At 46.2% G+C, this 23,231-nt stretch carries 25 protein-coding genes; all 25 read right to left on the reverse strand.

The genetic code is table 11. From position 1 onward, the window contains the following. Window positions 1-112: 112 nt before the first annotated feature. Window positions 113-1,384, reverse strand: coding sequence for a phosphoribosylamine--glycine ligase (gene purD / locus ANCC_RS12460; RefSeq protein WP_006568097.1), 1,272 nt, complete (start codon window positions 1,382-1,384; stop codon window positions 113-115). Between the two features lie 16 nt (window positions 1,385-1,400). Further along, the gene (gene purN, locus ANCC_RS12465; protein ID WP_006568098.1) at window positions 1,401-2,027 is read right to left on the reverse strand and encodes a phosphoribosylglycinamide formyltransferase; all 627 of its coding nucleotides are present in this window, start codon (window positions 2,025-2,027) and stop codon (window positions 1,401-1,403) included. Continuing rightward, a complete protein-coding gene (gene purM / locus ANCC_RS12470) occupies window positions 2,021-3,046 on the reverse strand; it encodes a phosphoribosylformylglycinamidine cyclo-ligase (RefSeq protein WP_006568099.1) in 1,026 nt (341 codons plus the stop codon). The genes purN and purM overlap by 7 nt, the downstream gene beginning before the upstream one ends. A gap of 62 nt (window positions 3,047-3,108) precedes the next feature. Beyond that, on the reverse strand, window positions 3,109-3,834 hold the full coding sequence (locus ANCC_RS12475; RefSeq protein WP_006568100.1) for an N-acetylmuramoyl-L-alanine amidase family protein: 726 nt from the start codon (window positions 3,832-3,834) through the stop codon (window positions 3,109-3,111). Next, entirely contained in the window at window positions 3,827-4,330 is a 504-nt protein-coding gene (gene purE, locus ANCC_RS12480) for a 5-(carboxyamino)imidazole ribonucleotide mutase (RefSeq protein ID WP_022261295.1), read from the reverse strand. Before purE ends, ANCC_RS12475 begins: the two co-directional genes overlap by 8 nt. Window positions 4,331-4,390: 60 nt before the next feature. After that, a complete protein-coding gene (locus tag ANCC_RS12485; RefSeq protein WP_006568102.1) occupies window positions 4,391-6,379 on the reverse strand; it encodes an aminopeptidase in 1,989 nt (662 codons plus the stop codon). 16 nt (window positions 6,380-6,395) lie between these two features. Next, complete coding sequence (locus ANCC_RS12490; protein ID WP_006568103.1) at window positions 6,396-6,986, reverse strand: HD domain-containing protein; 591 nt, start codon at window positions 6,984-6,986, stop codon at window positions 6,396-6,398. Between the two features lie 9 nt (window positions 6,987-6,995). Then, window positions 6,996-7,325: a hypothetical protein gene (locus ANCC_RS12495; protein WP_006568104.1), complete on the reverse strand. Its 330-nt coding sequence runs from the start codon at window positions 7,323-7,325 to the stop codon at window positions 6,996-6,998. A 1-nt stretch (window position 7,326) separates the two neighbouring features. Next, window positions 7,327-7,782 carry a VanZ family protein gene (locus tag ANCC_RS12500; protein WP_022261296.1) on the reverse strand — a complete coding sequence of 152 codons (456 nt, stop codon included), beginning with the start codon at window positions 7,780-7,782 and terminating at the stop codon, window positions 7,327-7,329. A gap of 14 nt (window positions 7,783-7,796) precedes the next feature. After that, complete coding sequence (gene pyrE / locus ANCC_RS12505) at window positions 7,797-8,471, reverse strand: orotate phosphoribosyltransferase (protein ID WP_009290291.1); 675 nt, start codon at window positions 8,469-8,471, stop codon at window positions 7,797-7,799. After that, window positions 8,458-8,895, reverse strand: coding sequence for a CBS domain-containing protein (locus ANCC_RS12510; RefSeq protein WP_006568108.1), 438 nt, complete (start codon window positions 8,893-8,895; stop codon window positions 8,458-8,460). The genes pyrE and ANCC_RS12510 overlap by 14 nt, the downstream gene beginning before the upstream one ends. Before the next feature lie 30 nt (window positions 8,896-8,925). Next, entirely contained in the window at window positions 8,926-9,828 is a 903-nt protein-coding gene (locus tag ANCC_RS12515) for a dihydroorotate dehydrogenase (protein ID WP_006568109.1), read from the reverse strand. Continuing rightward, complete coding sequence (locus ANCC_RS12520; protein ID WP_006568110.1) at window positions 9,828-10,595, reverse strand: dihydroorotate dehydrogenase electron transfer subunit; 768 nt, start codon at window positions 10,593-10,595, stop codon at window positions 9,828-9,830. The genes ANCC_RS12515 and ANCC_RS12520 overlap by 1 nt, the downstream gene beginning before the upstream one ends. Before the next feature lie 10 nt (window positions 10,596-10,605). After that, the gene (gene pyrF, locus ANCC_RS12525; RefSeq protein WP_006568111.1) at window positions 10,606-11,529 is read right to left on the reverse strand and encodes an orotidine-5'-phosphate decarboxylase; all 924 of its coding nucleotides are present in this window, start codon (window positions 11,527-11,529) and stop codon (window positions 10,606-10,608) included. Between the two features lie 271 nt (window positions 11,530-11,800). Next, window positions 11,801-13,456 carry a sensor histidine kinase gene (locus ANCC_RS12530; protein WP_006568086.1) on the reverse strand — a complete coding sequence of 552 codons (1,656 nt, stop codon included), beginning with the start codon at window positions 13,454-13,456 and terminating at the stop codon, window positions 11,801-11,803. Beyond that, a complete protein-coding gene (locus tag ANCC_RS12535; protein ID WP_006568085.1) occupies window positions 13,453-14,130 on the reverse strand; it encodes a winged helix-turn-helix domain-containing protein in 678 nt (225 codons plus the stop codon). The genes ANCC_RS12530 and ANCC_RS12535 overlap by 4 nt, the downstream gene beginning before the upstream one ends. Next, window positions 14,127-14,780, reverse strand: a complete 654-nt coding sequence (gene phoU, locus ANCC_RS12540; RefSeq protein WP_006568084.1) for a phosphate signaling complex protein PhoU — start codon at window positions 14,778-14,780, stop codon at window positions 14,127-14,129. Before phoU ends, ANCC_RS12535 begins: the two co-directional genes overlap by 4 nt. Before the next feature lies 1 nt (window position 14,781). After that, window positions 14,782-15,534 carry a phosphate ABC transporter ATP-binding protein PstB gene (gene pstB, locus ANCC_RS12545; protein WP_006568083.1) on the reverse strand — a complete coding sequence of 251 codons (753 nt, stop codon included), beginning with the start codon at window positions 15,532-15,534 and terminating at the stop codon, window positions 14,782-14,784. A gap of 3 nt (window positions 15,535-15,537) precedes the next feature. Then, window positions 15,538-16,437 (reverse strand): phosphate ABC transporter permease PstA, encoded by a 900-nt coding sequence (gene pstA, locus ANCC_RS12550; RefSeq protein ID WP_006568082.1) that lies wholly within the window; start codon window positions 16,435-16,437, stop codon window positions 15,538-15,540. Next, window positions 16,437-17,288 carry a phosphate ABC transporter permease subunit PstC gene (gene pstC / locus ANCC_RS12555; RefSeq protein WP_006568081.1) on the reverse strand — a complete coding sequence of 284 codons (852 nt, stop codon included), beginning with the start codon at window positions 17,286-17,288 and terminating at the stop codon, window positions 16,437-16,439. Before pstC ends, pstA begins: the two co-directional genes overlap by 1 nt. A gap of 40 nt (window positions 17,289-17,328) precedes the next feature. Then, window positions 17,329-18,219, reverse strand: a complete 891-nt coding sequence (locus ANCC_RS12560) for a substrate-binding domain-containing protein (RefSeq protein WP_009290283.1) — start codon at window positions 18,217-18,219, stop codon at window positions 17,329-17,331. A 193-nt stretch (window positions 18,220-18,412) separates the two neighbouring features. Continuing rightward, on the reverse strand, window positions 18,413-19,576 hold the full coding sequence (locus ANCC_RS12565) for a hypothetical protein (protein ID WP_006568078.1): 1,164 nt from the start codon (window positions 19,574-19,576) through the stop codon (window positions 18,413-18,415). Window positions 19,577-19,696: 120 nt separating this feature from the next. Further along, complete coding sequence (locus ANCC_RS12570) at window positions 19,697-20,965, reverse strand: dihydroorotase (RefSeq protein WP_006568077.1); 1,269 nt, start codon at window positions 20,963-20,965, stop codon at window positions 19,697-19,699. Window positions 20,966-21,107: 142 nt separating this feature from the next. Then, on the reverse strand, window positions 21,108-21,551 hold the full coding sequence (locus tag ANCC_RS12575) for a hypothetical protein (protein WP_006568076.1): 444 nt from the start codon (window positions 21,549-21,551) through the stop codon (window positions 21,108-21,110). 161 nt (window positions 21,552-21,712) lie between these two features. After that, the gene (locus ANCC_RS12580; protein WP_039946884.1) at window positions 21,713-23,161 is read right to left on the reverse strand and encodes a sigma-54 interaction domain-containing protein; all 1,449 of its coding nucleotides are present in this window, start codon (window positions 23,159-23,161) and stop codon (window positions 21,713-21,715) included. Window positions 23,162-23,231: the final 70 nt, after the last annotated feature.

A 23,231-nucleotide genomic window follows, 5' to 3' on the forward strand; every position in this document is an offset into this window, starting at 1 on the left:
CATATCTTTTGTTATACTTAGACTATAATAAATAGCACGGAATGTCAATGTAAAAAAATAGAGAAGCAGGGCAGAGAATTTCTTCTCCATCCTGCTTCCCGAATACAAGTTTTTACGCCTCGTCGATAGCTTTTCCTATGTCATTTCTTTTATATTTGTTTGCAAAATCGATCCATTCTGCGGCCTCGTATGCATTTTTACGGGCAGCTTTCAGGTCACCGCCCTTTGCCACGACGCCGAGTACCCGTCCGCCGTTGGTCACGATCTTGTCTCCGTCAAACTTTGTCCCTGCATGGAACACATAGTAGTCATCCTGGTCTTTAAACTTATCGAGTCCCTTGATCTCAAAACCCTTCTCATACTTTTCCGGATATCCGTCAGATGCGAGCACCACACAGACTGCCGCATTTTCCTCAAATTCCAGAGTAACATCGGAAAGTTTCCCGTCAATACAGGCTTCCATCACTTCGATCATATCATTTTTCATCCGGGGCAGGACTACCTGCGCCTCCGGATCTCCGAATCTGGCGTTATATTCCAGTACCTTCGGTCCGTCTTCTGTAAGCATCAGCCCTGTGAACAAAATGCCTGTGAACGGACGCCCTTCGGAAGCCATGGCATCCATCGTCGGCTGGTATACATATTTTTCACAGAATTCTTCCACTTCTTTCGTGTAGAATGGACTCGGAGAAAAGGTTCCCATACCTCCAGTGTTGAGTCCTTTGTCTCCGTCTTTGGCACGCTTGTGATCCTGTGCGGAAGTCATGCACCGGATGGTCTTTCCGTCGCAGAAAGCCAATACAGAAACTTCTCTGCCGGTCATAAACTCTTCGATAACGATCTCATTGCCGGCATCCCCAAACTGTTTGTCCAGCATTAAAGTCTTAACGCCCGCCTTTGCTTCCTCCAGAGTCTCACAGATCAAAACTCCCTTGCCCAGTGCCAGTCCGTCAGCCTTGAGTACGATCGGCATCTTAACGGTCTCGAGGTAAGCGAGTGCCTGCTCTGGATCGGTGAAATTCTCATAGGATGCTGTTGGAATATTGTATTTTTTCATCAGATCTTTGGAAAACGCCTTGGAACCCTCGATGATCGCCGCATTTTTGCGGGGACCGAACACTCTGAGTCCTTCGGCTTCAAAAGCGTCTACGACACCTCCAACAAGCGGATCATCCATTCCGATGATCGTCAGACCGATTTGTTTTTCCTTTGCGAACGCCACCAGTTTGTCAAACTCCATGGCTTTGATGTCCACGCACTCTGCAAACTCCGCAATACCCGCGTTCCCAGGAGCACAGTAAATTTTGTCTGCTTTCGGGCTCTTTGCCGCTGCCCAGGCAATGGCATGTTCACGTCCTCCGCTGCCAACAATCAGTATATCCATCCTTTTATCCTTTCTTTTATTTCTTAATCTTTACATGTCCTTCTGAAACTGAAACGCTTCCTTCTGCGATCAGATTGATCACCTCAGGAAGGATCACCCACTCCGCCTGTTCCATGATCCGTCTCTGCAGAACTTCCGGTGTGTCATCGTCTCTTACCTCTACAGCCTTCTGCATAATGATCGGACCCGTATCCGTACCTTCATCTACAAAATGAACGGTAGCGCCTGAAATTTTGACACCTCTTTGAAGCGCCTGTTCATGAACTTTCAGTCCATAGCACCCTTTCCCGCAGAAAGACGGAATCAGAGACGGATGAATGTTGATGATCCTGTTTTCAAACTCACGGATGATTTTATCAGGTATCACTACGAGACATCCGGCCAGCACTACAAGATCAATCTCTCTGCCAGCCAGCTCCTGATAAAGTGCTTCGTTAAACAAATCTCTGTTCTCAAAATCTTTCGGTGACAGTCCCACTGCCTGGATTCCATGCTTCCTGGCGCGCTCCAGTGCATAGGCCTTTTTATTATTGCTGATCACCACGTCGATCCGGGCATTGGAAATCCGCCCTTCCTCAATGGCGTCAATTACAGCCTGCAGGTTGGTTCCGCCTCCAGACACTAATACTGCGACTCTTAACATACCGTCACACCTTTTTCACCGGCTTTGATCTCACCTACTACAAATGCCGTTTCCCCGGCACGTTCCAGGGCTTCCAGCGTATCGTTGACGCTCTTTTCGTCCACAGCCACCATCATGCCGATTCCCATGTTGTATGTATTATACATCATCTTTTCGTCAATATCCCCGGTTTCTGCAAGCAGCTTAAAGATCGCAGGCACTTCATATGCGTCCTTGTGGACCACCGCATGGGCCCCGTCCGGAAGCATTCTTGGAATGTTCTCATAAAAACCGCCTCCGGTAATGTGGCTGCAGCCTTTGATTTCCACACCCGCTTCTTTGATCGCCTTCAGTGCTTTGACATAGATCTTCGTAGGTGCCAGGAGCGCTTCCCCGAGAGTTGTTCCTAATTCTTCATGGTAAGTCTCCAGTGATTCTTTTGACATATCGAACACTTTGCGCACCAGAGAATATCCGTTGCTGTGGATTCCGGAAGATGCGATGCCGATCAGCACGTCTCCCTCTTTGATCTCTTTTCCGGTAATCAGATCCTTTTCGTCTACGATACCCACGGCAAAACCTGCCAGATCATACTCATCCTCCGGATAAAATCCCGGCATCTCAGCGGTCTCCCCGCCGATCAGAGCCGCATCAGACTGCTTACATCCTTCTGCCACTCCGCTTACGATGGTAGCAATCTTCTCCGGAAAGTTTTTTCCGCATGCGATATAGTCAAGAAAGTATAATGGCTCCCCGCCTGCACACGCGATATCATTGACGCACATCGCCACACAGTCGATTCCGATCGTATCATGCTTATCCATAACGAAAGCAAGCTTCAGCTTTGTCCCAACTCCGTCAGTACCGGATACAAGAGTTGGATTTTCCATATCCTTAAACTTCTTTAAAGAAAAAGCCCCGGAAAATCCTCCGATGTTTGTCAAAACTTCCTCTCTCATTGTGGCCTGTACGTGCTTTTTCATGAGTTCTACGGACTGGTAACCTGCTTCGATATCCACTCCTGCCTTTTTGTAATCCATTTTTATCCTCCTAAAATGTATATCTTTTTAAACTCAGACCCGATCCCCGGGACAGGTCCTGTCTATTTTCCAAAATAACTGTCAACGCCGTCTGCAATTCCTTTCGCCATCTTTTTCTGAAAAGAACTCTTCTGCATCTTTTTGTCTTCTTTTTTATTCGTCATAAATCCCATTTCGATTAGTGTCACCGGGACTTTGCTCCAGTTAGTGCCCGTCAGATCATTCCGCCCTGAAAGTCCACGGTTTCTGATCCCGGTAGCTTTGCAGTATTTTTTCAGCACATCCCCGGACAGCTTCCTGCTGCGTTTGCTCAGCTTTTTTACATAGGGATTCTTCTTGGTCGGGTATAATGCTGAGGCACCGCGTACTCTTTTTCCCGCCGCATCTGCATGAAGACGGATACAGATATCGGCGCCGCTTTTATTCACCAGCAGCGCTCTTTTCTTATTACTGATGTTGACATTCTGCTTTCTTCTTACCATGTAGACTTTATAGCCCCTTTTTTTAAGCTCCTGCTCGAGTCTCTTGGCCACACTGAGGGTCAGCTTTGATTCCGGTACTTTCGTCGCTGCTCCCTGTGTACCCGATGCCGCTTTTGCTTTCTTCCTCCGGGAACCCGGTCCGATTGGCTCTTTCCTGGTGTCACCCTTTTTCTGATGTCCGGCATCAATCGCCACCGTGATCTGGCATGTCCCCGCCAGAGTATCCCGATTTTGTAATGCAGTCCCTGCAAGTCCGGCACAAACAGCCGTACATAAAAGTACGGCTGCAAGTCTTTTCTTATTCATAGTTCTTATAGCCAACCTGGTCAAGCTTATCGGCCTTCTTTACTACAGATTCTTTCATTGTTGTCCTGTAATCTTTCAGTTTCTGAAGAAGACCGGCATCAGACGAAGCCAAAATCTGTGCTGCAAGGATTCCTGCATTCTGCCCTCCGTTGATAGCAACGGATGCAACCGGAACTCCGGACGGCATCTGAACAATGGAGTAAAGAGAATCCACTCCCCCAAGATCAGAAGTTTTCATCGGAATTCCGATGACCGGCATCGGGAACAGTGCTGCACACATTCCCGGAAGATGTGCTGCTTTCCCTGCACCTGCGATGATAACCTTGACTCCGCGCTCCTCGGCTCCTTTTGCCCACTCAAAGAAAATATCCGGTTCTCTGTGAGCAGAAATAATGGTCATCTCAAAGTCAATCCCCATCTCCTCTAAAAAATCTGCCGCCTTGCTCATCACAGGCATATCGGAATCGCTCCCCATAACAATCGCTACTTTTGCCATAATTCTGTCTCCTTTGTCATAATTCGATTTGTTTTCTTTTATTCTACCCACTGTATCCGGTTACGTCAATGGTTCGTTCAGGATTTCTGTGCCCGGGAGGACAAATTTTCCTTCCTTTATCAAAGCCGTTTTCCTGCCGCCGAGGCCGATCACGCAGATGGAATCCAGCTCCTCATAAGGAATGGTGATATCCGTATGACAGTTAAAATATTCTCCTTTTTCTGAAAAACAGTTGCTCTTTGCCACAATCTCTTTTCCGTCAGGATTGTGAAGCTCGGTTGCTTCGCTGTGGCTGTAACAGGTGTCTCCCACTGCAAAATGAGGTCCCATTTTTTCGACGATCAGGATTGGAAGCTGATATAAAATCCCAAACTTCTGTGCCATGGCATAGGCCGTAGTATTGGTTCCGATGGCAAACTCTCCCATGGGAAGAGTCTCCCTGTTATAGAGAAGGTTCTGCTTTATATATGCCTTATTATCTTCTTCCGACTCGAAATTCCGGCAGGAATACTCTGTAATCATACCGTCTTTGAAAACCAGTCTCAGATCGATAAACTTCAGATCTCTTAAATAGACCTCACTCACATGAAGCACTCCGCTGGTTCCGTTTAATTTCGGTGAAGTAAACACCTCACCAACCGGAATGTTTACATCTGCCAGACAATTTTCAAAGTTAGTCTCCTTCTCAGCATCTTCCAGCTCGTGCATGGCCACATAGAGGTCTGTTTCGTTCTCTCCCGCTCCCTTTATATGGACTTCCACACCCTGGTCCAGGGCATCGATCAGATGCTGCTGGATTTTCTTATATTTTTCTTTGTCCAGCGTATTGACCTTAGCCACCTCCTCGAAGATTGCTTCGAAGTTTTCCCCTATTTCCGGGATCGGATATGCGATGATCGTAAAACTCCGCTCCTCCGGTTTCATATACTCGTTGGCAATCCTGCCGGACTCATTCTGGTACTCCACAGAAAGCTTTTGCTGCTTCTCGGAAAGACGCAGAGCAGTCTCTTTATTCTCCGGCGTAAACGGCAGTTCCCCGAACGTCTCCATGCATGCAGGTCCTGCAAATGCTGCAGCCTCCTCCTTCAATTTTTCATAGGCATTCCGATAGCTTTCCAGCTTGTGGCTCATAAACGCTTTGTTAAAAAACAGCGCTTGGTCAAATCTGTGGTCATACTCAAACTGGGGGTTTGGACTTGTGGAAATGTACCCGACTTTTGACATCCCTCTTGTAATCACACCCGTAGTGCCCCGGTACAGAATCGGAGTCAGCCCGATCTCTTGAAACTGCAGTGCAGCCTCCCTGATGATTGGTTCGAACCCGAGATGATACCGGATATTTACGGTTGTTTTTTTTGACATATCAATGTTGTTGATAATAAAGCCATCGTGATATCCGTCCACAAAAGTTTTGGCAATCTCTTTCATCCGTTCCTTAGGAAGACTGTTTAAAAAAGAAAGCATCTTTGTCTCATTTTCTGAGACATACTCACCATACAGATATAGAACATCCGTATTGTCCAGATCCTCCTTCATCACAATATCTGACGCAGAAGACACACACGGATCCAGCTGCTCCCTGACACGGTTATAGCAGAGTTCCTGGCTGTAATCTCTCATATGGTCAAAGATGACCTGTTTTGCCGTCTTTCTCTGTACATCCCCTTCCAGAAACAGCTGATAGATTTCTAAAAACAGTTCATTCATAATTGTCAGCTCAAACAGCTGTCCTTCCACCGCATAAACAAAGCAGCCCTGGATTTCTGCATACAAAAAGCACAAAATATCCCCGAACTCTTCCCCAAAAACATTCCGGGCGTAGTCCGGATTTCCATAGCATACATCATACTCAGACGGCAGAATTTGCTCATACCACTCTTTGTTCCACTCTTTCAGCTGAAACAGCTGTTTGTCTTTTGTTCCATATACTTCGTCGGCAAATAAAAGCCTCTCCGCCATTTTTCTGAAATAATCCAAAAAAGGCTCTTTTACAGAGTCTTCCTGTAAAATAGCCTTGAGCCTTTCCTGGTTCAGAAAATGGCGTTCCATTAATAATTCATCCACGTTATAAGCTCCTTTTAATATTTCCGTTTTCTATATTTTTCTCAAAAACTTCCTGAATATACGCCCAGAGTACATCAGATCCCTGACTGGTATACTCATTTTTGCTCATAATCTGGTCAATGCAGACGTCATGTTCTCTCCAGGCCCTTCCCTCTGTGGCATCATTCAAAAGAACCGGCTGAATCCGGTCCAGTGTATTCGCAAACTTGGATTCCGGTGTTTTACGGTCCTCAAATTCCTGCCACAGTTGAAACAGCTCTTCTGCCTGATCTCCGGGAAGAATGTTGAAGATCCGTTCCGCCGCTTTCTGTTCTCTTGCCGCTTTCGTACCATTTCCGGCTTCGTCGTACAAATAAGTGTCTCCTGCATCGATTTCCACCAGATCATGGATCAGAACCATCTTGATCACCTGAAGGACATCCACCGGTTCCTTTGCATATTCAGATAGAAAAACAGCCATCAGTGCCAGATGCCATGAATGCTCCGCATCATTTTCTTTTCTTTCCCCATTTGTCAGATTCGTCTGACGAATAATGTCTTTGAGCTTATCCACCTCTATGATAAACTCCATCTGTTTCTTAAGTCGTTCCATAACTCCCTCCTAAATCAATCCGATCACAAACAAAGCAGCTGAAAACAAAAGCACCGCTCCGTTTGTAATACTTCCGACCACTTTCCAGACCCTGATGGATGCCGTATCATGATAGCTGCGCACTGCCAGCATCATTCCAAAGACAGAGATGCCAAACAGCACCCACGCAGCTGCGCCGAGCAGTATTCCCCCGTTTCCGGCCGCCTGAAAGGAAGCTCCGACTAAAATAAGATAGCCGAAAATTCCTATGGCTCCGAGAATACTGGAAACTGCTGACTCCCTGGATACAACGTGATCCGACGGACGATAGGCCTGACGTTTCTTTTTATTAACCCGCATATTATTTCCTCCGGTAAATCGTGACGGAAATTTTGTAGATGATATAACCGATCAGTCCGCCGATCGTGTTTAACAGTAAGTCGTCCACGTCAAAGACCCCAACCTTAAAAATATACTGGCAGCTTTCAATGATCAGACTGAATAAAAATGATCCGAGGACAACTTTTATCAGTCCCCGTTTTTTCTCTGTCATGACAGGCAGCAGAAATCCAAACGGACTGAATGCAAAAACATTTCCGACCAAATTTGTTATAAATGCCTCCGGGGTAAGCAGGGATCGATACATCCAGAACCGTTTGATCTCTTTAAACAATTCCAGATTTACATGGGATGTATCATACCCAGTCTCTCTGCCGTAACGCTCACTGAACAGCACAAAATAAAACATCACAATGAGATACAAATAAAATAAAATCCGGCAGCCAAACCTGGCTGCCCTTTTCTTTTTTCTTGTCACAAATAAACCCTTCTTTATTGAACGCCATACTTCTCATAGTATGCGTCAATAGCTGCCTTTAATGTATCGTCGATAATAACTTTTCCATTATAAGGTTTATTATACAAGTGTTCCACCACTTCCTGCATCGTTACGATGGCCGTAGTTTCCAGCCCGTAATTTTCACGGATCTCTTCCAGGGCGCTCTTTGTTCCCTGTCCCCGTTCCATCCGGTCCACAGAAACCACGAGCCCCAATACATCCACATCACCCTGGGCTTTCACGATCGGAAGTGTTTCCTGGATGGAGGTTCCGGCTGTGGTCACGTCTTCAATGATCACGACCTTATCTCCGTCTTCGATCGGACTTCCAAGCAGGATTCCTGTGTCCCCGTGATCTTTTACTTCCTTGCGGTTTGCACAGTATTTGATATCCTTCCCATAGGTTTCAGAGATTGCAATGGCGGCGGCTACACTCAGCGGGATTCCCTTGTATGCGGGTCCGAACAAGACATCAAAGTCAAATCCGAATTTCGCCTCAATGGCCTTTGCATAATAAGTTCCAAGCTTCTTTAACTGGGCACCGGTCCGGTAAAATCCCGTATTTACAAAGAACGGCGTGTTTCTTCCGCTTTTGGTCACAAAATCTCCGAATTTCAAAACGTTGCAGTCGATCATAAATTCAATAAACTCTTTTTTATACTGTTCCATCATGTTCCTCCTTATATTCAGCCTTCTGATATTCTCTGTAATAAAACCCGATCACATCTTTTCTTGTGACGATCCCGATAAACCTCTGTTCATCGTCGATGACCGGAACAAAATTCTGGTCTTTGATCACATCCACCAGGTCATCCATATCTGTATTGATTGTCACGGGCCTGTTGTCCCTTCTGCGCTTCATATCTTTTAAAAAGATCAGTTCTGCCTTCTCAAGGTCAAATCCGGCATCATCCGTCATTGCCCATAGAAGGTCCCCCTCCGTCACGGTTCCCACATACTTTCCGTCGCCGGTCAATATAGGAACTGCCGAGTACCCATGGTATTTCATTTTCTCCAGCGCCTGTCTCAAAGTATAATCTTCCGGCAGATATGATACATCTTCCTTCGGCGTCAAGAAAAATAATATATTCATGCTGACCTCACTTCCGTCATCTTTTGCAGTTTACTTTACACATCCGATCAATTCCCGGATATCTTCTATGTTATGGCGTTCCATGTAAGACTTTATCCCCTCAATCACTTTGACAGTCGCGCACGGATCCGTAAAATTCGCTGTTCCTACAGCTACCGCAGCGGCTCCGGCCATGATAAACTCCAGGGCATCCTCTGCAGTAAGGATTCCTCCCATTCCGATCACCGGAATCTTCACCGTACTGCACACCTCATATACCATTCGCACTGCCACCGGCTTGATGGCCGGCCCTGAGAGTCCCCCTGTTTTATTTGCCAGAAGAAAATCCCTCTTCTCAATATCAATTTTCATTCCGGTCAGAGTATTAATCAGAGACAGCGCATCACTTCCCGCAGCCTCTGCGGCCTTTGCCATTTCTTTAATATCTGTCACATTGGGACTCAGTTTCATGATAATCGGCTGCTTTGCCTTTGCCTTTACTGCTTTTGTAATCTCGTACAATGCTTTTGGATCCTGACCGAAAGCAATGCCTCCCTCTTTCACATTCGGGCAGGAAACATTGATCTCCAGAAGATCTGCGGGCTGGTCAGACAGCCGTTCCACTACCTCAAGATAATCCTCGGTAGTTTTTCCGCAGACATTGACGATCACAGTGGCTCCTGCCTCCTTTAAAAACGGCAGATCTCTCTTAATCATCACGTCAACACCCGGATTCTGAAGTCCTACCGCATTGAGCATACCTCCGTAGGTCTCAGCAACTCTCGGCGTCGGATTGCCCGGCCAGGGCACATTGGCAACACCTTTTGTCGTCACCGCTCCAAGGCTGGACAGATCGACAAATTCACTGTATTCCTCCCCGGAACCGAAAGTCCCGGAGCCTGTGGTCACCGGATTCTTTAAAGAAACTCCTGCGATCTCTACTCCCAAATTCATCAGAGTTCTACCTCCTTTGCGTCAAATACAGGCCCATCCTTGCAGACCCGCTTATTATGGACATGGGTATGCCCATCCACTTCTTTTGATTTGCAGACACACGCAAGACACGCACCGATGCCGCATGCCATTCGCTCTTCCAGAGAAATCTGGGCTTCCAGCCCCATTTCCGCCGCATAAGCTTTGACACCTTTTAACATAGGTGTCGGTCCGCAGGCATAAATGACAGCACCCTGTACCGCCTGTTCTCTGACGGCATCAATCACATTTCCTTTTGTCCCCACAGAACCGTCTTCTGTTGAGACATAGACATCGCCGTATGGCTCAAATTCTTCCTTTAAAAAAGTATCCTGATCCCGATAGCCAAGCACGATGTTTTTCTCACAGCCCAGCTGTTTTGCAAGTTCCAGCATCGGAGGAATTCCAATGCCTCCGCCGATCAAGATCGCTTTTTCTTTTTTCATTGTAAATCCATTGCCCAGGGGACCCAGCACGTTTATCCGGGTTCCTGCTTCATAGGTACTTAAAAGTTCCGTTCCCCTGCCCGCAATCCGGTATACAAGCCTGATTGTGCCCTGTTCTCTGTCAATACCACAGATACTGACCGGTCTCGGCAAAAGTTTGCTTCCGTCGTTGACGTAGACAGATACGAACTGCCCTGGCACAGCCTCCCTGGCCATATCTCCAACATTCAGCGTCATGTCAAAAATATCTGCGGAAAGCTTCTTCTGGCTGAGAATCTCAGCCTTTATGTTCTGTTTTCCCATCGGTCTCTCCTTATTTTACAAATGCTTTTTTCAGATCTTCTTTCATGTCCAGCACCGCCTGTCTGGATGCATCTGCATAATTCTCAGCCCCAAAGCTGCTGTACTGTTCCTGTTTGTACGCACAGATGATGCCTCTGGAAGAATTGATGATGGCTCCCAGCCCGTCCTCATTAAAGAACGGTTTTAAGTCCTCTGCTTTCCCTCCCTGCGCACCGTATCCCGGAACCAGAATGTAATTTTTCGGCATGATTTTTCTTAAGACTTCTCCTATTTTCGGATAAGTTGCCCCTACGACGGCTCCGATATAGCTGTAATCGTCTCCCATATGGCTTTCGCCCCACACAGCCACTTTCTCTGCCACCAGTTCGTATAACGGTTTTCCATCTACAAGCTGATCCTGAAATTCTCCGCTGGAAGGATTGGACGTCTTGACCAGAATGAACAGACCCTTCTTCTCCTCTTTGCATACATCAATAAAAGGCAGAATACCGTCACTGCCAAGGTATGGATTTACCGTCAGAAAATCCTCATCGAATCCGCGGTATTTTTTGCTGCCCACCTGTACTGCTCCGGCATGTCCCACCGCATAGGCCGCTGATGTGGAGCCGATATCGCCCCTCTTAATATCGCCGATCACCACAAGTCCCTTTTCCTTTGCATATTCACAAGTCTTTTGAAAGGCGATCAGGCCTTCCACTCCGAACTGCTCGTACATGGCGATCTGAGGCTTAACCGCCGGAATCAGATCGTATGTAGTGTCAATAATTCCTTTATTATACTGCCAGACTGCTTCCCCGGCACCCTTCAAAGTTTCACCGAATTCGTCAAATGCTTTCTTCTTTATCTGGTCAGGCACATAATCAAGCATCGGGTCCAGTCCCACCACGATCGGTGCATCCAGCTGTTTTATTTTTTTTACTAATTCATTGATCATGTCAATTCTCCTTTATATTAATGAAAATGGACGAGATGGACATAGTTTCTTCTGGAAAAAGCCGACGAATAAAGAAATTTTACTTTGAATAGTCCATTTTATTCGAAGAATACCTTTCCAGCAGACATTATGTCCATTTTCTACATGATTGGAGTGAGGCATTCTAAGAGCCGAACGGAAATCATGTGGAAAATGTCATACTTAACTGAAATCATAACATAAAAAGAAGGAGAAAAAAAGAGACGATCCAAAAAGGACCGCCTCTTTTAGGCTAAAAAATAACTGCAATTTTTGTTCCCCTGCCCACTTCACTTTCCACTTCGATCTTTGCGCCGTGGTATTTAGCTCCGTGTTTTACGATAGAAAGCCCCAGGCCTGTGCCTTCCCGCTCACTGGAATGGCTTTTGTCTCCCCGGTAAAACCGCTCAAAAATACGGTCCGCATCTTCCGGCGGAATGCCGATACCGTCATCTTCTACAATCACGGCAGCCCGCCCTTCCATGACAGCGGCGGTTACAAACACATGACCTCCCCTGTCATTGTACTTAACTGCATTTTCCATGAGATTATACAGCATTTCGTATAAGATCTGGCGTACCCCTGAGACTTTACACGGTGAGCCGAGAACCTGAATGTCAATTCCTTCCTCTGCCGCTTTCATAGAAAGAGAGTTTTTGATCTCCAAAGCCAGCTGATACAGATCAACCTCTTCTTTTTCCTGTATAATCTGATTTTCATCCAGTCTGGACAGTTTGATGATACCCTCTATCATGGAAATGAGCCTTCTGGCCTCTGTGTAAATCTTTTCCGAGAACCGGCCTACATCCTCCTGCTTTACGAGTCCGTCTTTCATAAGCTCCGCATATCCCGAAATCGTCGTCAGCGGAGTCTTCAGCTCATGAGATACATTGGCAGAAAATTCTTTTCTCAGTTCTTCTCTTTCTTCTTTTTCTGTCACATCAATCATCATCAGCACCGCTCCTTTCACTGCGCCTGATACCGTCACCGGATTGGCCATCAGCAGGTACTTGCGCTCGCGAAATTCCATCACTTCCTCAAAAGCCTCACCATTCAAAGCTGCCTCCACCGCCCTGCGGAATTCATGGCTGCGGTTAATGGACAATACATTCTGGTTGCTGCACTGATCTTCCCTGATGTCAAGAATCCGAAGAGCACTCGTATTGTAAGAAAGCACCACAGATTTATCATTGAGGATCAGAAAGCCTTCGCTCATATTTTCTGTAATCGTCGTAAACTCGATCTGCTTTTCCTTGATCTCTCTGATCTTTTCTTTGATCGCTTCATTCTGCCGGTGAATCCTCACCAGCAGAGGTGACAGCTCGTCATAGGTATTTTCATCTTCCGGATGCTCCAGGTTGATCCGGTTGATCGGCTCAATAATCCTTCCGGTGAGGAGTCTTGAAAGGGCCAGCGCCAAAACAAAAACCACTGCCATCATTAAAATCAGAACAGGCAGTACGCCCTCCACCTGATTAAAAATAGTCTGAGTCTCCCGGCTGAGCCGTAAGACACTGCCGTCCGAAAGCTTTACAGCATAGTAATACGTTTGTTTTTTGAGGGTCTTAGAAATCCTTGTACTCTCGCCGGCCCCATTTTTTGCCGCTTCTTTGAACTCTTTTCTATTTCTGTGATTGCTCATGGACTTTTCTTTTCCCGTACTGTCATACAGGACTTTCCCGTCCGCAGCGATCAGCGTGATCCTGCTGATCGTGATATCTTTGTATGCATCCAGACTCTGGTTCTCATGCTGGTTCAGGGACTCCGCCATATATCCGGCCTCGTTCTGAATTCCCTCTTTTACCTGGGACATATATCTTCCGTAAGCGACCGCAGATAAAAATACCGTAGTGCACACCACCGTGATCAGGGCAATGTAGCTCATATTCAGAAATATCTTACGCTTCATTCATTTCCTCCAATGCGGTAACCGATCCCTCTCACAGTCTCGATCATAGATCCGCATTCTCCCAGCTTCTGGCGCAGGGTACGGATATGGACATCCACCGTCCGGGTCTCGCCATCAAAATCATAACCCCAAATATTTGTGAGAAGCTGGTCTCTGGTGAGCACATTGCCTTTGCTCTCCATCAGCATACAGAGCAGGCGGAACTCTTTGTAGGTCAGCTCCACCTTTTCACCGTCTGCCAGCACCTTATGCTTTCCCACATGGATATAGAGATTTCCTGCCGAAAGTTCTTCCGTCGGCTCCTCTTTTTTTACCCGCCTTAAAACCGCTTTGATCCGGGATACCAGTTCCATCATGCCGAAAGGTTTTGTAATATAATCGTCCGCTCCGCTGTCTAAGCCCAGCACCTTGTCATACTCGGCGCCCTTCGCCGTCATCATGATCACCGGGATATGCTTTGTCTCAGGATTGCTCCTGATCTTCCTTAAAATACTAATGCCGTCTTCCCCAGGAAGCATAATGTCCAGAAGCACCAGTTCAGGAATCTTTCCAGCCGAAAGATCTTTAAAAAAGCTGATGCCGCTTTCATATCCCCCCGCATCAAATCCTGTACTCTGAAGAGTATAAATGACAAGTTCCCGTATGTTCGCATCGTCCTCGACAATATAAATCACAGACTTCCTCCTTTATATTCCCCGGTCATAGAGAATTCTACCCATTCGGCGATATTGCTGGCGTGATCGCCGATCCGCTCAAAATACTTGGCAATCATGACAATCGCTACACAGGCCTCTCCTTTTTCCGGGTCCTCATGAATCAAAGAGATCACTTCTTTTTTCACCTTTGAGAACAGAGCGTCCACCTCGTCGTCTGCTTTGATCACCTCATTGGCCGCATCCAGATCTTTTTTTACAAAAGAATCCACAGCTTTTGTGACCATGGCGAGCGTTCTTGCAGCCATCATCAGAACATGGGTGTGATGATTCATCACAGTCACCACATCACTCTTTTTTACAATGCCCGCGATATCCACAGCCTGATCCCCGATCCGTTCCATATCAGAAACCATTTTAAGCGCTGCTGAAATCACCCTCAAATCCCCGGCCACCGGCTGCTGCTGGAGCAGAAGCTTCATACATCGTCTCTCTATGTCCCGCTCTTTCTGATTGATCTCTTCTTCTAGATCATTGATCCTTGAAATCATCTCTTTGCTCTTTGTATCTACCAGTTTCCCTGCCAGATGAATCATATCCTCACAGAGGGCACCCATCTCGATCATTTCAATATTCAGCTGTTCAAGCTGTCTGTCAAACCGATTTCTCATATCAACCAAACCTTCCTGTAATATAGTCTTCTGTTCTTTGATCTTTCGGCATGGAAAACAGTTGATCGGACTTTCCATACTCTACGACTTCCCCTAAGAGGAAAAATGCGGTCTTATCGGAAATACGGACGGCCTGCTGCATATTATGGGTTACCATAATGATAGTATACTTGGATTTCAGTTCTGCCGCAAGGTCCTCGATCTTTGAGGTAGAAATCGGGTCCAGGGCAGACGTCGGCTCATCCATCAGGAGCACCTCCGGCTCCACTGCCAGAGCCCTGGCGATACAGAGTCTCTGCTGCTGGCCTCCCGAAAGGCCCATGGCACTTTTTTTCAGTCGGTCCTTCAGTTCATCCCAGATTGCCGCGTTTCTCAGAGATTTCTCCACGATCTCATCCAGCTGCGCTTTGTTCCTGACTCCATGTGTCCTCGGTCCGTAGGCTACATTATCATAGACACTCATAGGAAACGGATTCGGTTTCTGAAATACCATACCCACCCGTTTCCTGAGCAGATTAATGTCCATATCTCCGTAAATATCTTCTCCGTCCAGAGTGACTTTTCCCGTAATCTTACATCCTTCCACCAAATCATTCATACGGTTTAATGACTTTAAAAGTGTAGATTTTCCACAGCCGGACGGACCGATAAATGCCGTGATCTCATTCGGGGAAATATCAAGATTGATCGCTTTGAGCGCTTTAAAATCCCCGTAATATAAATCCAGATTCTGTACTTTGATTTTAGATTCCATGTTCTATCCTTTCGTTATCCGCTTGGCAATAAATGTCGACACCGCGTTAATGACGATCACTACGATCAGCAGAACCACCGCTGTGGCGTAAGACTGATTGATGTGCAAACCCTCGCTGGAGAGTGCATACATATGGACTGATAATGTTCTCCCGGAACCCATCACATTGGATGGTATCTCTGCCACTGTTCCGGCTGTATACATCAGCGCCGCCGTCTCTCCTACGATTCTTCCCACTGCCAATATGACTCCGGACAAAATGCCGGGCACCGCAGACGGAAGCACGATCTGAAAGACCGTCCTAAGTTTTCCCGCTCCAAGCCCGAAGCTTCCTTCCCTGAAAGAATCCGGGACAGATTTTAATGCCTCCTCGCTGGTTCTCATCACAGCCGGCAGAATCATAATCGCCAGTGTTGCGGCTCCCGATAAAATGGACAGTCCCCATTTTAATGTGGTCACAAAGAACAGCATACCAAACAGTCCATATACAATCGACGGAATTCCTGAAAGAGTTTCGGCAGTAATCCTGACGATCCCCACAAGCCGGTTTCCCTTCTTGGCATATTCCACAAGATAAATCGCAGAAAAGATTCCCAGCGGCACTGCAAATAAGAGCGCCAGTGCTGTCATGCTGACCGTGTTGACCATGGCCGGAAAAAGTGATACATTCGTCGATGTGTATTTTAAAGAAAACAGATCTTTTGTAAGATACGGAACCCCATGCACCAAAATATATCCGATCAGATAGATCAAAATTCCCGCCGTAAAGACCGTGGATATCAGCACCAGCAGATACAGAAGCAGAGAGAGCGGAGTTCTTTTGTAAGAAGAAAATCTCTGTTTCCTTGTGACCTTATTCACCTGTTTTATACCGTTTAATGGCTTTGCTGTCATCGCCTCCATCAGAATTCCTCCTTATGTTTTAATGCAGAAAAAGAAAGGTTAATCAGCAGGATAAAGACAAACAGCACCACAGCCGTGGCGATCAGCGCTTCTCTGTGCAGATCCGTGGCATATCCCATTTCCAATACGATATTCGCCGTCAGTGTCCTGACTCCCTTAGCAAGTTCCATCGGCATCCTGGCCTGGTTTCCCGCGACCATGACAACCGCCATAGTCTCTCCTATGGCTCTTCCGATCCCTAACACCACACCTGCCAAAATACCGGATTTCGCCGCAGGCAGTACTGTAAAAAACACACTTCTCTCGTGGCTCGCCCCCAGGGCCAGTGAACCTTCGTAATAGCTGTCCGGCACTGCACGGATGGCACTCTCAGAAACACCGATAATCGTCGGCAGAATCATGATCCCTAAAAGCAGTGACGCCGTAAGAATACTGTTTCCGTTGCCGCCAAAAATATTTCTGACCATCGGCACCAAAACGACCATGCCGAAGAAGCCATAAACCACAGATGGAATTCCTGCCAAAAGATCCACTGCCGGCTTCAGTATTTTATAAAGCTTCCCGCTGCAGAACTTTGCCATGAAGACCGCCGTAAAGATTCCGACAGGGACACCCACGATGATGGCTCCTGCTGTGATATAAAGGCTTCCCATGATCATTGGGAAGATGCCAAAGAATCCATTCTTTGGCATCCATCGCTCTCCGGCCAGAAATTTTACCGGTCCGATCTCCCCAATAGCGGGTAAGCCGTTCATGAACAGGAATGCACATATCAGTATGACTGCCAGTATGGAAGTACAGGCTGCGGTCAGGAATACGCCTTTCATGATCTTTTCTTTGTACTGTTTCATCTTTATTTCCCCACTATCTCTCTATTTGCACTATATAGCTTTATTTCACGTCGCCCCAGGAAATCACTTCACCTGTAAAAATACCTTTTATCTGGTCACTTTTAAGTTCAGATACCTCGTTTTTCTTGTTTACGATCACTGCGATTCCATCCTGTGCGATGACTGTAGGCTTCACGCCTTTTTTCACCTCGCTGTCTGCAAGTTCTCTGGATGCCATCCCGATGTCGCAGACTCCGTCCACTGTGGAAGTCACTCCTGTTGTAGAATCACTCTGCTGAACTTCGATCTTTACATCTTTGTTCAGTGCCGTATAGGCCTCTTTTAACTTTTCCATGACAGGGGTAACAGATGATGATCCTGCCACAACAATCTTGCCTTTTGCCCCGGCTGCTTTGTATGCGGAAGCCTTGTCATCGACCGTAATATATCCATTGTCTGCGACCACTTCCTGGCCTTCTTTGCTCATTATGAATTTCATAAAATCTTTAGCCTGGTTACTCAGCTTCTTCTCATTTGTCACAATGTTGAACGGACGCACGATCTTATAAGTCTTGTTTTTTACATTTTCGGTACTCGGCTCTGCTCCGTCAATCTTCAGGGCTTTTACTGTATCATTTAAGGACCCTAAAGATATGTATCCGATTGCTGCCTCATTCTCGGCGATTGTCGTCATCATAACGGAAGTAGAGTTGGTGATCATTGCCTCCGTTGTCGTGTTATCTATCTTATTTCCGTCACTGTCTTTTTCTTCGATCCCAAATAACTCAATAAACGCTCCTCTTGTGCCGGATCCGTCTTCTCTGGATACAACGGTGATATCTTCACCTGCTGCTTTTTTACCTTCGTCTTTGCCTCCGCAGCCTGCCAGTAAAGTTGTCGCTGCCACTGCTGTCAGAAGAACACTTAAAATTCTTTTCCTCATCTTTCTCATAATAATCTCCTTTTGGCTTTTCATCGCTACAAGTCATATCTTACTTGTCCAATGTAAAATTCAAAAGACAGGTTATGTTAAATCTGAGTAAAACTTCACAGAAAACATATCGGTATTTTACTTTTATGAAAAAAAACAAAAAAGAACCTATGGATCAGCTCATAGATTCTTTTTTTTCCTTCTTATTCTCAGATCAATACTGATACAGCCAATAAGACCCATTTGTCTGTCTTCCTGATTTTGCGACCTTTATATAATAAGTGCCTTTGCTGCCCTTAAAACTGAACCGCTTGACCTTTTCTCCTGACAAAGTCAGAGATTTTACAGGCTTTTTTCTGCCCTTTTTATAGACAGTAAACCTGATCTTTCCAGAGTTCATATAAGTTTCTGCTTCCATTGATATCTTTTTCCGTTTCTTCGGAACTGAAATTCGGTACCATCTGGACGCTCTTTCTGTTACTGTATACAAATCATACTGTTCCCGAAATCTTTTTAACGTCTTTGCTTTTGTTTTCTTCGTCTTATACTTTGCCGGGATAAATGTCTTGATCACACAGAGTGAATATCCCTGTTTTATGTCTGCCTTTGCTGCAATCCGGTAGGTTCCCCTCTTCAGTCCATAGACAACTGTTCCTGTATCACTGGTAAAATAAGACTTCTGCTGCCGTCCTATATTCTTCCAGCGTCCGTCTTCTCTTCTCTGGACGTAAAATACAACCGGAGTTTTCTGTTTCACGATCGGAGATGCTGTGATATCCGCTGTCCCCCGTTTTGCCATGGTAAAGGAGTGATACGTGTATTTTCCCTGTCCGCTCTGAATGTAGGAAACCTCATTGGATAGCTTACGCGGGTTATCTTTGATGACAAACGGTGCGATAAAAACCGTGGTAAAGTCTTTCGGCAGCCTCACATAATAGGTTCCCGGTTCTGCTTTAAGTTTCACGGCCCCATCCGGTATCCGCTGTCCCACAGGCTGCTTCTGACCATCCAGGAGAGACGGCATCTGTGCGTTGTCTTCTTCCTGAAAAGATACAAGGATCAGACTTCCCGCTTCCTTCACCCTGAGTTCGACCAGTCTGTCACTGTGGTCTCTTAAATAGGACTGGGTAAAAGTATACATGCCGTCTCCGTACATCATATACATGGAAGCCTCATCCATACTGGCGAACCGGCCCGCTTCCATATTTTCTTCATTCATTCCGGACGCTTTAGCACTTCTTTTTATTTTTACGTCCGCTGAGATATTTCCCGCACTCTCAGGCTCATTGGCAGAAACAGATACCGGAAATCCGATGAGTTCTGCACACAGAACAACAGCTACAATGATACTTGTAAAACAGATACCGTATCTTTTCATAAGACACCCCTCCTTCGTATCTGCCCTGTCAAAGCGGCTTTATATGATCAGTCAGAAATTTGTTTATAGTATCATTATATCATGCAGATATCTCAGAACTATGACATTAACATGAAGTTTTTAATCTTGTGACAGATCGTAAACATTCCCTTTACAGATTGTGTAATAAATCTTGCCGAAAAGTTTCCAGCCTTTGAACGGTGAGTTTGAGGCCTTGGAATAAAACTTCTCTACAATATACTCCTCGTCCTCTTTAAACAGAACCAAATCTGCCGGTTTTCCCTCCTGTATTCTTCCCTGTTCCAGGTGATAAAGTTTTGCGGGATTGACCGTCATTTTTTCCAGGAGTTCCATCAAAGTTAAATGTCCTTCCCTTACCAGTTTTGTAATACCAAGTCCCAGAGAAGTTTCCAGTCCGGTAATACCGCTCGGTGCCTTTTCAAGGCCTGCTGCCTTTTCTTCTTCAGAGTGAGGCGCATGGTCTGTGGCGATGATCTCTATGGTGCCTTCCTTCAGTCCCTCGATAATCCTCTCTCTGTCTTTTTTTGTCCTGAGCGGCGGATTCATCTTGGCCAGGGAGCCGTAAGTGAGAACATCCTCTTCTGTCAGCGTAAAATGATGGGGTGCAGCTTCCGCTGTCACATGAGCACCTTTCGCTTTGGCATCCTTTACAAGATCAACGGCTTTGGCAGAACTGATATGCTGGATATCCACAGATGCCCCGGTTTCCAGCGCCAGCCGGCAGTCTCTCTCTACCATCACCGCCTCCGCTTCGTCAGAAGCCCCGCCGTACTCAAGCTGTTCGGCAACCTTTCCGGCATTGACTCCCGGGCGCTTAATATATTTCGGATCTTCCTCGTGAAGACTGACCGGAACATCAAGTTTTGCCGCAGTCTCCATAGCCCTGCGGACGATCTCTTCGTCCATGAGCGGAAGACCGTCATCTGTAAATCCCAATGCCCCATGGGCTTTCAGCACCTCCATGTTAACGAGTTCTTTCCCTTTAAATCCTTTGGATACCGCCGCAGTCTGGACAAGCCGGACCGGCAGTTTCTGTGCCCGTTTCAGAATATCATCCAGAATCTCCGTGCTGTCCACCACAGGCTTTGTATTTGCCATACAAACCACCGTGGTGACACCTCCGTGAAGGGCCGCCCGGCTCCCGGTCTGCATATCTTCTTTGTGTGTAAATCCAGGGTCTCTGAAATGCACATGGACATCGATCAGACCAGGAGCCACAACCATACCTTCTGCATCTATGATCTGCTCAAAATCTGCTGTTTCTGTATCTCCTATACTTTTAATCTTTCCACCGGAAAGAACAAGATCAGTCACTTTATCAAATCCGGTTTCCGGGTCCATGACTCTTCCGTTTTTAATTAAAATCATATAAATCTCCTCCTGCTGATTTTATTTTATCATAACATATGAGCCTGAATACGGGCAATAAAACAAAGCACAGAGAAAAACTTCCTGCCGCCCGGCTAAAAAGGAATTCCTCTGTGCTTCGTATAAATCTTTGATGTTGTATTTAGTTTAACTGGTCCTTTACCGCCTCCAGTGCGTTCTCCACATCTTCCTCAGTAATCTTCTGAGCCGATTTGACCTTTACGACATAGTTCTTATTTTTCACTGTGATTCCGCCGATGGCCTCATATGCAGTCTCATCGTTGATCTGCTTGATCACCGGGATAAACTCACTGTCTTTGGCAGACAAGGCCTCGCCGATCTCGTAGGTATGTCCCTTTTCCTCCAGCGCCATAATCTCCTCTGAGATATGTTCGTCGATATCTTCTTCCAGAATTTCTTTGGAAGTTCCCTCGCACTGTTTGTACTGAACGCTCATATTCTGAACAAAAATGCTGTCATCCGCAGCTTTTGTATTCATCCTTCCCTTTACAAAAAAGCATCCGCCCACTGCCAGAACAATCCCCACTGCGGCCAAAAACTTTTTATTGAATACCAATTTTCTCATAGTTTCTCCCTTCCTGTTGCCTGATATGATTTAGTATACCAGAAAAGTATGATAAAACTATGCAGAAAATATTACAAATTTCTTAGGATAATAAAAAGATCTTCCCCCAGCGGACAACCGACCGTTGATTCTCTTCTACCCGTATATCGATTAGACCCCATTCAATCAGCTTTTCTATTGGGAACCTGGTATTTGTTTTCTTCGGCATATTGTTTCCGTTTCCTCACAAAGGTCGGCGCTGTCATCCCCAGGCTTAATGCTGCATCCCTCACATTTCCAAATGTTTTATAAGCCTGTTCCATATACTGAAGTTCAATTCTGTGAAGTTCAGATTTCAGGTCGATGGATGTACTCTTTTCTTTTTTCCGTTTTTTTGCTTTAAGTGTTCTTTCCCCTGTCTCTACAGGGATACTCTCCGGTCCGATCAGGTCCTCATTGCTGATGATCACAGCCCTCTCAACCAGATTTTTCAATTCCCTGATATTCCCCGGCCATCGGTATTCCTTCAGCAGTTCCAAAGCCTCAAACGTAAATTCCTTCCGAAATCCGTATTTCTTATTGAGCTGTCCCAAAAAGAGCCTGGCAAGCGGCTCTATGTCTTTTCTTCTCTCTCTCAAAGGCGGGATGTGGATCGGAAATACCATCAGACGGTAAAACAGGTCTTCCCTGAATGCTTTTTGTTTCACCATTTCTTCCAGATTCCGGTTTGTGGCCGCAACAATTCTCACATCGATCTTTACCGGCCTGCTCCCTCCGATGCGTTCCACCTCCTGCTCCTGCAGAACCCGCAGGAACTTGACCTGCATATCAAACGGCAGTTCCCCGATCTCATCGAGAAAAATGGTTCCTTTATCTGCCAGTTCAAACAGACCGAGCTTTCCGTTTTTACTGGCGCCCGTGAATGCTCCCTTTTCATATCCGAACAATTCACTTTCCAACAGATTGGGAGGAATTGCACCGCAGTTAACTTTGATAAAACTTCCGTCTTTCCGCCTGCTGTTCTGATAAATATATCTCGCGAACTCTTCCTTTCCGACTCCGGTCTCCCCAAGCAGCATGACCGTTGCATCCAGCCCGGATACTTTGTCTGCCCAGAACAAGGCATCCAGGGTATTTTTATCCTGGGCCACCATACGGCTGCCGAAAAGTTCCCCCTGGACGTGCAGGAGCTTCTGCCGGAGTTTTTCTTCCTCCTGTTTTTTCCTTCCCATTTCTTCTCTCAGATGATAAATCTCAGTCAGGTCCCTTACATTTGTGACGACCATGATGATCTGCCCTTCCTTGTCGCAGATCGGGCTGCTTGTTATGACCGCCTTTTTTCCTGTCTTAAACTCCTGCTCCAGGGTCACCACTCTTTTTTCCCTGATAGCCATAAGAGAACCGGACACGGAAATTACATTCCCGCGCTCCAGTTCCTCCATGTTTTTCCCGAGCATATCTGCTCTGTCAAGTCCGGTGATCGTCTCATATGCCCGGTTGACTTTGATTGTGTTTGCCCTGCCGTCCGTGATATAAATGCCATCGAAGGAATTCTCAATGATAGCATCCAGCCGCTCACTGGCTTCCTGTACATTTGAAAAAATCTGAGGTTTTTCCTGCTTCCCGTCCATTCTCTCTCCTTCTCTCAAAAGAATCATTCGTTGGTTTTATTTTAACACACCGGGCAGTTTCGTCCAAGTT

Origin of the sequence: Anaerostipes caccae L1-92, assembly GCF_014467075.1 — a bacterium.
Classification (GTDB): domain Bacteria; phylum Bacillota; class Clostridia; order Lachnospirales; family Lachnospiraceae; genus Anaerostipes; species Anaerostipes caccae.